The 8,863-nt window shown below is 67.5% G+C and carries 11 protein-coding genes; 8 read left to right on the top strand and 3 right to left on the bottom strand.

Annotation, left to right across the window (positions count from 1 at the left end; all coding sequences use genetic code 11):
* Nucleotides 1-430 precede the first annotated feature (430 nt).
* The 5 genes from MJ785_RS12955 to MJ785_RS12935 all read left to right on the top strand — a co-directional run bounded on the left by MJ785_RS12955 (nt 431) and on the right by MJ785_RS12935 (nt 5,047).
* Nucleotides 431-2,092: an AMP-binding protein gene (locus tag MJ785_RS12955; protein ID WP_239376144.1), complete on the top strand. Its 1,662-nt coding sequence runs from the start codon at nt 431-433 to the stop codon at nt 2,090-2,092.
* Nucleotides 2,093-2,165: 73 nt separating this feature from the next.
* A complete protein-coding gene (locus tag MJ785_RS12950) occupies nt 2,166-2,954 on the top strand; it encodes a ferritin-like domain-containing protein (RefSeq protein ID WP_239376146.1) in 789 nt (262 codons plus the stop codon).
* A gap of 79 nt (nt 2,955-3,033) precedes the next feature.
* Nucleotides 3,034-3,294 (top strand): acyl carrier protein, encoded by a 261-nt coding sequence (locus MJ785_RS12945; protein WP_239313562.1) that lies wholly within the window; start codon nt 3,034-3,036, stop codon nt 3,292-3,294.
* Nucleotides 3,291-4,148 carry a cyclopropane-fatty-acyl-phospholipid synthase family protein gene (locus tag MJ785_RS12940; protein ID WP_239313559.1) on the top strand — a complete coding sequence of 286 codons (858 nt, stop codon included), beginning with the start codon at nt 3,291-3,293 and terminating at the stop codon, nt 4,146-4,148. The genes MJ785_RS12945 and MJ785_RS12940 overlap by 4 nt, the downstream gene beginning before the upstream one ends.
* A 17-nt stretch (nt 4,149-4,165) precedes the next feature.
* A complete protein-coding gene (locus MJ785_RS12935; protein WP_239376148.1) occupies nt 4,166-5,047 on the top strand; it encodes an acyl-ACP desaturase in 882 nt (293 codons plus the stop codon).
* A gap of 180 nt (nt 5,048-5,227) precedes the next feature.
* On the opposite strand, the gene MJ785_RS12930 is transcribed toward MJ785_RS12935, so the two are convergent.
* Nucleotides 5,228-5,458 (bottom strand): hypothetical protein, encoded by a 231-nt coding sequence (locus tag MJ785_RS12930; RefSeq protein ID WP_239313556.1) that lies wholly within the window; start codon nt 5,456-5,458, stop codon nt 5,228-5,230.
* 323 nt (nt 5,459-5,781) lie between these two features.
* Between MJ785_RS12930 and MJ785_RS12925 the strand changes: the two genes are divergently transcribed.
* A complete protein-coding gene (locus tag MJ785_RS12925; protein ID WP_239334336.1) occupies nt 5,782-6,228 on the top strand; it encodes a hypothetical protein in 447 nt (148 codons plus the stop codon).
* A 175-nt stretch (nt 6,229-6,403) separates the two neighbouring features.
* Entirely contained in the window at nt 6,404-6,631 is a 228-nt protein-coding gene (locus MJ785_RS12920) for a hypothetical protein (RefSeq protein ID WP_239313552.1), read from the top strand.
* A gap of 142 nt (nt 6,632-6,773) precedes the next feature.
* Here MJ785_RS12920 and MJ785_RS12915 read toward each other — a convergent pair whose 3' ends face one another.
* Nucleotides 6,774-7,124 (bottom strand): hypothetical protein, encoded by a 351-nt coding sequence (locus MJ785_RS12915; protein WP_239313550.1) that lies wholly within the window; start codon nt 7,122-7,124, stop codon nt 6,774-6,776.
* 530 nt (nt 7,125-7,654) lie between these two features.
* Between MJ785_RS12915 and MJ785_RS12910 the strand changes: the two genes are divergently transcribed.
* Entirely contained in the window at nt 7,655-8,047 is a 393-nt protein-coding gene (locus MJ785_RS12910; protein WP_239381105.1) for a hypothetical protein, read from the top strand.
* Between the two features lie 329 nt (nt 8,048-8,376).
* On the opposite strand, the gene MJ785_RS12905 is transcribed toward MJ785_RS12910, so the two are convergent.
* Nucleotides 8,377-8,715 (bottom strand): NUDIX domain-containing protein, encoded by a 339-nt coding sequence (locus tag MJ785_RS12905; RefSeq protein ID WP_239381095.1) that lies wholly within the window; start codon nt 8,713-8,715, stop codon nt 8,377-8,379.
* Between the last annotated feature and the right edge of the window lie 148 nt (nt 8,716-8,863).

Raw genomic sequence — 8,863 nt, 5'->3', positions numbered from 1 at the left:
GTCCCTATTGCCGGGCGCTCTAAGTCCCGGCCCGCGTCGCCTGGCCGCGGGCAGCCCCCGAGCGAAGGAGCAGCCGACCAGCCGACGCCCGATGCACGACAATCCGCGCCGCGCCGCGCCACGCGCACCCGGCCCGGCCCGGCCCGGCCACCGGCTTCGTCCGGGGCCGAAACGGCAGCCGAAACGGCCGGCGCACCTTGGCTCATTCGAACAGCGCTGGCCGTCCGCCCGGTGAACAACCCGCAAAGCGGTTACAAAAGTCGTTGAAATAATTATTGACGACGCGCGTGCCCAGTCACGGCCGATTGCCCGCTCGAATAGATCAATACAGCCAGAAAATAAACATTGACGGCATTCGTCGTAGCAGCAAAAAATCTCGGATGATGACGGTGTTCACCAGGTCGACCTTCACCAGGCAGAGAGAGGCCGCATGCTCGCCGGCACGTTGCACGAAGCACTCGACCAGATTGCCGTACGCAGCCCTGACACTCCCGTCCGCTTCCCCTCCGAACCGGCGGCGATTTCCCTGCGGGACCTCGCCGAGTCGTCGCTGTCGATAGCCCACGCATTGGCCGAAGACGGTGTGGGGCCTGGCAGCCGGGTCGGTATCTTCAGCCAGAACGCACCTGAGTTCCTGCGGGCCCTGTTCGCTGTCACCAGGACCGGTGCGGCCGCGTGCCCGTTGCCGCTGCCGACAGCGGCCCGTGATCTTCGTGGACACGCGGACCGGCTGGCGCGGATCTCATCAATCGCGGGGATGCGCCGCGTGCTGGTCTCATCCCGCCTGCGCGCGCTGGCCGGCCGTTTCAGCGCGTCCATGGGCGAGACCACCTTCGTCTGCACCGACGACCTGCGCGGCGGCACAGGCGCGGCCGGCAGGCTCCCCATGGTTGCTCCGACGGACCTCGCCATCGTGCAGTTCACTTCCGGGAGTACGGCGGCGCCCAAAGGAGTACGGCTCACCCATGGCAACGCGCTCGCCGGTATCGAGGCGATCAGCGAGGGCATCGCTCTCGGCCCAGGCGACGGCGGTGGCATCTGGCTGCCACTCTTCCACGACATGGGGCTTTTTGCCACTCTTTGCGCGATTATGCGTGGAATACCCATGACAGTGTGGTCGCCGGCCTCGTTCGTGAAGAATCCGGCGGGGTGGCTGCGCGAGTTCCTCGCCGTCGAAGCGACGATCTCCACCGCTCCGAGCTTCGGCTACGACCAGCTGGTCGCGGCGGTATCCGCGGATGACGCGGCCCGATTGGACCTGCGGCGCTGGCGGATCGCCTTCAATGGTGCCGAGCCTATCGCGGCTGCCTCGATCGAGCGCTTCCTCGAACGCTTCACGCCCGCCGGCTTCGCGCCTGAAACGATGTTCCCGGTCTACGGGATGGCCGAGGCGACCCTGGCGGTCACGTTCCCGTCACTGGGATGCCTGCCCACGTCGCTCTGGGTCGACCGTGACCGGCTGGCCAATGCGGCGTCCGCCCACGAGGTGCCGCGCGGGCACCCCCAGGCACGGGGTGTCGTCGGCGTGGGCCGGCCCGTCCGGGGCGTCGAGGTACGGATCGCCGACCCGGTGATCAATGGCGTACCCGCCGCTGACCACCGGGTCGGCGAGATCGAGATCCGCGGGGACTCGGTGACGTCCGGCTACCTGGTGGCGGAGGGGAGCGACAGCGGCCTGTTCACCTCCGATGGCTGGCTTCGCACCGGAGACCTCGGATTCCGCCGGCAGGAGGAACTCTTCGTCACCGGCCGCCGAAAAGAAATGATCATTGTGCACGGCGTGAACTTCTACCCCGAAGACGTGGAGGGAATCGCACGTGACATCCCCGGAGTATTCAAGCGCCGGTGTGTCGCTGTCGCGGCTCGGCACACCGACGGAGCGGAGCTCATGACGCTGCTCGCGGAGACGAGCCTGAGCGACCCGACCGCCCGGGACCTGCTCGCCGCGGACCTGCGTGCGCAGGTCATCGGCTCGCTCGGCCTGTCCGACCTGACAGTGCGCCTGCTGCCGCCTAGCTCGCTCCCGCGCACGTCGAGCGGGAAGTTCCAACGCCTGGCCGCCCGCGAGCAGGAGTGGCAGACCACGACCTGACGCCGCCGGGCCAGTGCTCCGGCGCTCCGGCGCCCACCCGACCAGGCCCACCCGACCAGCCCGAGGGAACCCGATGCACAGCTACGACGTCTTCCAGCAGTACGAGCGTCACCAGTGGCGACTCGCCGACCTCCCGCTCGACCAGATCGATCGCGATCTGGTGCGTCCTGAGCATGTCACGATGGCCCGCAGCGCGGTGATGGGCGAAGCGAACTCGATCGCGGCGCAGCACGGCTTCCTCAACGAGTTCGTCGACGACTACGACTTCTCGGCGTTCGTGGCGATCTGGGGATACCAGGAGCTCCAGCACCACTACGCCTTCCGCGCCTGGCTCGAAGCCCTGGGCATCCCCGTCGACACCGCTCCGGTGGACGCGATGCGCGAACCGTACGCTCCCGGCAGCACACCAGCCGCCACGCTGGCAACAAACATCGTCTCGGAGCTGACGGTGAACCACGTCTACCGGGCGCTGTCCGACTGGGTCACCGAACCAGTCCTGCGGACGATCATGCGTACCGCCAGCCGCGACGAGGCGGCACATGCCCGTGAGTTCATCCACTTCACCCGTCGGCGGCTGGCGGGGCACCCGGACGAGCTACCGTCAGTTCTCGAGACGCTGCACGTCTACACGTCCGATGCCCGGATCAAGCATCCGGTGAGCGTCTTCAAAAGCGAGCTGCCCGAGCTCCAGGACCACGAGACGATCGACACCGGCTTCGAGTTCTTCCTGACGCGGATCGCCGGTGCTGGCGAGCTCGACCGGCTCCATGTGAAGATCCGCCGCGCCTTCGGCACCCTGACCGGCCTGGACCTCGGCAGCGGCGCCCGCATCCGGCGTGCCCTGGCTGAATCGCTGGCATGACAGGCGCGGCCATGACAGGCACGGCCATGACAGGCGCGGGCGTATGCGCCCGTCACCACCATCCTTCGAAGGAGCACTGATGTCCGCCAGCCATGAGCAGATCGTCGCCGCGATCACCGGGATCGTGACCGAGGAACTCGGCCTCGCCGCCGGCAGCGTGACCCCGTCCGCCGACCTGCGGTCGATGCAGGGCGCGGACTCGGTCAAGGTACTCCGGATGATCGCCAGGATCGAGCGCCACTACGACGTCGAGCTGGACGACGAGGATATCTTCACCCTCTCGTCCATCCACGACGTCGCCCTAGTGGTCGCGGGCGCACTCGCGCTGGATCCAGCATGACGCCGGCCGCGGGGACAGCCCTGACCGCCGTCGCCGACACCAACCAGCACTACGACCTCGACCCGGAAATCTTCGGCCTGTTCCTGGACCCGTCACGTAAGTACAGCGCCGGGCGCTACCAGTCACCGTCTGACACACTTGCGCAGGCACAGATCAACAAACTGCGCTTCGTCGCCGAACGGCTCGGCCTGCGCGGCGGCGAACAGCTGCTCGACGTCGGCTGCGGCTGGGGATCGCTGCTGTTGTTCATGGCCCGGGAGCACGGATGCCGGGCGGTCGGCATCAGCCCGGCGGGACGCCAACACGAGTACATCCGCGCGCGTTCCGAGGCGCTCGGGGTGGCCACGCGCGTCACCACGCTGCGAGGGCACTTCGAGGAAACCAGCCTCCCCAGCGGCAGCTTCGACGCGGTGACGATGCTCGGGTCGATCGTGCACATGCCCGATCTGACCGCCGCGTTCCGCCGGGCCCGGACGCTGCTACGCCGCGGTGGCTGCCTGTATGTGTCCGAGAGCTGCTTCCGCAGCACGGCCGCCCACACGACGTTCCACCAACGCGCCGGTACTCGGTTCGTCGGCGACTCCATCTTCGGCTGGGGAGACCTGCGACCTGTGTCCGAGCTTGTTCGCGGCGCCGAGGACGCGGGCTTCTCCCTGAGCAGTCTCGACGACCTGACCGACGACTACCGGCGCACGATCGACGACTGGCTGGCCAACGTCCGTGCCAGCGCCGCCGACATCGAAAGGATCAAACCTGGTCTGGCCGAGCGGCTCGAGCGCTACCTGGAGATCGCCAACGCTGGGTGGGGGTACACCACCAAGCACTACGCCCTGACCTGCCGGAAAACCCGATGACCCGGTCAGGGGGAACGATGGCCGTGACCCGGACCACGACAGCCTCCCAGCAGGAGACAAACCAGCTGCTGCCCGCAGCCGATATTGAGCAGGCAGTGACATCGTTCATGGCCGCCGGGCCGGCCGCGCGCCGTTTCGACGTCGAGACCGACTTCGACTGGGACAGCGCGGACTGCGGGAAGCTGACCGACGGGCAGCAGTCCGCGGTCCGCTTCATCACCCTGATCGAAGACCATCTACCCGGCTACTTCGCTCTCTACAACCAGCGTTTCCCGCTGGACGAGCGGGTCAGCCCCGAGGAGTTCGCGCGCAACCGGGAGCTTTACCATTTCACGGTTCGCTGGGCGCAGGAAGAAGACAGCCACGCCCGTGCTCTTTTCCGTTACCAGGTGGCCTCCGGGCTCGCCGAACCCGAGCACCTGCGCCTGGAGCTGGCCGCGGAAGGCCGGCGGGCGTTCAGCCTGCCCCACGACAACCCGATCTCGCTCTTCGCTTACACCCTCGTGCAGGAAAAGGCGACCCAGCTTTACTACCAGCAGCTGCGTGCCGTTGTCACCGACGAGGTGCTGCGGGAAATCCTGAACCGGCTCGGCCGGGACGAGGCCCGGCACTTCTCGTTCATGGCTGACATGGTGGAGCGCTATCTGATCGCCTACGGCGATGCCGCGGTGGAACCGATCCGGGACGTGATAGCACAGTTCCGGATGCCGCTCGCAGACACGATCAAGGGCTACTGGCGGTGGGCACTACGGATCGCGGACACCGCCCGCTACGACCACACCGACGCCTACGATCACCTGATCCGGGTGGTGAACCGCGCGGTTGACGCCCGGTCGGACCGAGTGAACGAGCTGACCCGATTCATCGCCGCCTGTCGCACCACCACGCATCCATCCTGACGGATCTCTGTGGAGGCCTTCGGCGGCGCACCGACAACCACAGCGCTGCCGCTGGCCGGCGCGGCGTCCCGCCGCACCACGGCCAAGCCGCTCCGACGGCAAGGGGTAGATCAAGGAACGAGGCCAAGGCGCGGGCACCAGCCCCGCGACGCCGCGCCCCCTGCTGCCGGTCACCCTCAATCATGCGACCCACCGCACCCGGCATGCCCGCGGCGGAAGATGGAAACGGATCGCACCGACGAGATAATCGTCCCACCGGCAGCCGAGCGCATAGTCATCGGCCGCCGCGGCGCTCTCGAACAGGATCGCCACCTCAGCGACGCTCGACCGGTCGTCACCCGCGAAGCGGACAGCGGCGTACAACCGCTGCTCCGCCGTTGGCTCCGACATCAGCTGTGGTTCCATGCTCATCGGCAACCCTCCGATCACCTGCCCGCTCGGGGCAGCCGCAACGACCGATCAACGATCGGACGGCATCATGCCTGTCACGCTGCCAGCCCACGTTCCGCCCGTCACCGAACAGTGAACATCGCGGCCGTGGCAGAGTGCAGCACCCGTACCGGGCAGATTCGACGCACGGTGTCATGCCAGAATCAGATACGGAAACTGGTAGAAGGCTGGCAGGCGGAAAGCCGATGCGGCCAGCGGGGCACGCGCCTGGCAAGAAACTGGCATGAGCCGCTACGAAAGACGGTCCTCACAGGTCATCTCGAAGGGAACGACCGAACCACCCGATGGACACAGCCAATGTGCAACAGATTCGCAACCAGCTCGTCCGGATACTCCGCCGTGGTGGCCGGCCCGCCGAGCTGGTCACATATACGCCGGAGTTCGTCGACCTGGTCTGGCCTGTTGAGGCCGGCATGCCCCGCCAGGGAATCCACGACCGGGCGATCCTCGCGCATCGCCTGCTCACCGCCGCCGTCGCCACCCTGGACCAGCCGCACAGCGAGGCGACCGGGATCATGCTGTGCCTGTGGCCGGGTACCCTCGCCCTCACGCTTGACCAGCGGCGTGAACGAGCCGCCCGCCTCTTCGGCGTCCAGCCGGGCACGTTCCGCCGGCCGGCCCACGAGGGGCACCTCCTGCTCAACCTCTCCCTGGAGATCTACCTACGGGTACGGGACCGTCACGACCGGCGGCGGACGCTGCCCACCGCGGAACACGGCGGCGTCGCCTGACTGCCGCACACGGGCTGCCTCACGGTAACGATACGGTATATAGTGCTGACGCGACAGCACGTTACCCATTCGGCGGCAACGTCAGCCCCGGGGACCTGGACAGCTGGTAGCTGCCGTTCGAACTCTGCCGTACGCGGGCATTGCCAGAACCGCGCGGAGCGGCGACTATCGTCGCGTGCTATCCCATGACGAGGTGCTTGCCATCACCGACCCAATCGAACGGGCGGTCGCCGCAAACGATCTGATCTGGACCGACTGCGCCCAGCGCACATCGCTACGAACCATACGTAATCAGGCGCTTCGTGAAGCGGTGGAGACCGGCCGGACGAGCCAGGAGATCGCGGCGCGGCTAAGGATCACCGAGAATGACCTCACCTGGATGACGAAAAGCGACCGGCAGTAGGGGACGCGGCGCCACGGGGCTGGGGCACGCCCTCGTGCCAGCCACTCTCAGAGCGCGTTTCTCAGAGCGCGTGTGAGATCGTCATTCCGGCTCGCCGCGCCCAGGTGCCCCCTGGCCGCGTTGTCGGCCACACCAAGACAACTCATCCGATATCGCTTCGGCCTTCCGCCTTGCCGGGGAGCGCCTGGCCGCGGCTCACTGATCGAAAGCCCGATCTCACACACGCTCTAACGACACCGCGCCGGGCCCGCCCGCTGGCGTCCGCCCGGCCTGATCCGGCCTGGTGGGGTGAGCGCAGCAGCACGAGCGAGAAGCCGTAAAGAATCAGGTAGCTGAGCACCGCGGCGAGCGCGAGCGAGTCCAGCGACCCGACGAGGGCCAGGACGACCAGCAACAGGACAGCGCTCCCCAGCCCGACGAGAACAGGCCTCGGTATATCGATGACAAACAGGTCGGGACGTCCGGGCAGCATTTTTGCTCGTTCCTGGAACACATCCGTCTCCGGTCATGTCGTCTCCGGCCATGTCACAGTGCGGGCCGAAAGCGACGCGACCACCGTCCCGTCATGCCGTCGGCACCACTGGAAAAACGCTGGGCACACCTGGCTGGGCATACCCCACGCTCCAGCCGGCACGCCTGTGCCGAGGAAGTTCCGGGCTGCGCCAGGCCGGGCCCTTGCTTTTCCGGCGGCACAGCTTTTCCGACAGCACAGCCCGGTCCCGCCAGCGGGCGTATCGCACCGGGCCGCCGGGCCGCCGCGTGTTCGCTGTGGATAACCACAACCACGGCAATCATATCTATTATTTTAATATAATTTTGTCGCTTACACGCGAACGGCCGCCAGCGCACTGCCAGCGGCCACAGAGATATCAATCAACAAAAATTATGACAAATATAGATATAGATCAATGAACAGTAAATACGCTGGCCCATGGCGATGGCGGCAGCCACCCATGAAGACCGTCAGATCGTCACCGGCCGTTCTCCGGCGGAACAGGCTTCGGCGCCGCGGACGGTGACGCCGTGGCCGCTGGAGCCGGCGCTGTCGGGCTGGGAGCGGGTGCCGTCGTGGCCGGGTCCGCCGCCGGCTGCTGCGTCGAGGCGGCTGGCACCGGTGCGGGCGCCGGCGCGGGTGCCGCTCCGGATTCGGTATCGCTGCTGGTGGGCCCACCGGTGGCTGTTCCGGCACCGCTGGCCGGCTGTGTGTCGGATGCCGCCGGCTCCTCCCGCCGCGCCAGCGCCGCTGGTGGAGCGGGCCCGACGGCCGGCGAGGCACCGATGTCCGGGTCGGCCGTATCAGGTGCCGCGGCCGGTGGGACCGTACCGGTGGCGGTGGCCTGCGGTGGCCTGCCTGTCACCCCAGTGGCCATGCCGACGCCGGGCGCGCCGGCTTCGGTACCGTTCGCGGCCAGATAACTCATTGTCCCGCCCAGCGCGGCTCCGATCACAGATGTCGCCAAAAAGACGGTCCCGCACATCCGCCCAGTTCTTTCAAGCAACACAGTCGACCGATTCATCACCATGTTCTCCTCGCTGACTGAAAGCCATGATCATAGCTCTCTTCACGTCGCTGGAAGCCGTGTGGAAGTCAGGACCCGCCCGTCACGCCGGAAACATCTGGATGCATTCCTCCGCCGGCAACGACCGAATGACCAGTTCGGCCGGTTTACCACCAGCACCCACGATCCGGGCGCCGAGCCAGACCGTCACGCCAGCATCAGAGCGCCCGGCAGCAGGGCCGCGGATCAAGGAGCGGGGCTGGGGCGCGCGCATCGCGCGGCGGCGCAGGGAGCCGCCCTGGTTGTAGGCGTCGACCGACGAGCCGGGGTACCCGCGCATCGCGCGGCGATGGATACCGTCAGCCCGGTCTCCGCGACGAGCTCGCGGGCGAGGACATCCTCGGGGGCTTCACCGAAGCCGAGTCCGCCCCCCGGCAGGAACCGCTGGCCAGACAGGCAGGTGGTCGGCGCGGCCCGCGGCAGCGGACCGCGGCCGTCCGCATGCCGGCACACACCGTAGGCAGCGGTCCGCTGCCGCCCGACAGGCCCGACGGCCTGGGTGCTGATGCCCGGGAGTACGGTCACCGGCCGAGATCGCGGCCGGGGCCGTGCCCGCGGAGATGACAGGGAATTTGAGGAAAACCACCGGCCCGCACATCCCGATGCTATTTGCCGGCTGAGCAGCATCGGCCGCCGTGGGCGTACCCCACCTGTGGTTTCCGCCATGTAAGAG

It is taken from the genome of Protofrankia sp. CiT1, from assembly GCF_917627335.1.
Taxonomy (GTDB): Bacteria; Actinomycetota; Actinomycetes; order Frankiales; family Frankiaceae; genus Protofrankia.
This window is presented reverse-complemented; position numbering and strand designations above follow the sequence as displayed.

Bases quoted from the DNA above. Each gene is read 5' to 3' on its own strand.
- MJ785_RS12955 (WP_239376144.1), top strand. From the start codon at position 431: ATGCTCGCCGGCACGTTGCACGAAGCACTCGACCAGATTGCCGTACGC.
- MJ785_RS12950 (WP_239376146.1), top strand. From the start codon at position 2,166: ATGCACAGCTACGACGTCTTCCAGCAGTACGAGCGTCACCAGTGGCGA.
- MJ785_RS12945 (WP_239313562.1), top strand. From the start codon at position 3,034: ATGTCCGCCAGCCATGAGCAGATCGTCGCCGCGATCACCGGGATCGTG.
- MJ785_RS12940 (WP_239313559.1), top strand. From the start codon at position 3,291: ATGACGCCGGCCGCGGGGACAGCCCTGACCGCCGTCGCCGACACCAAC.
- MJ785_RS12935 (WP_239376148.1), top strand. From the start codon at position 4,166: ATGGCCGTGACCCGGACCACGACAGCCTCCCAGCAGGAGACAAACCAG.
- MJ785_RS12930 (WP_239313556.1), bottom strand. From the start codon at position 5,458: ATGAGCATGGAACCACAGCTGATGTCGGAGCCAACGGCGGAGCAGCGG.
- MJ785_RS12925 (WP_239334336.1), top strand. From the start codon at position 5,782: ATGGACACAGCCAATGTGCAACAGATTCGCAACCAGCTCGTCCGGATA.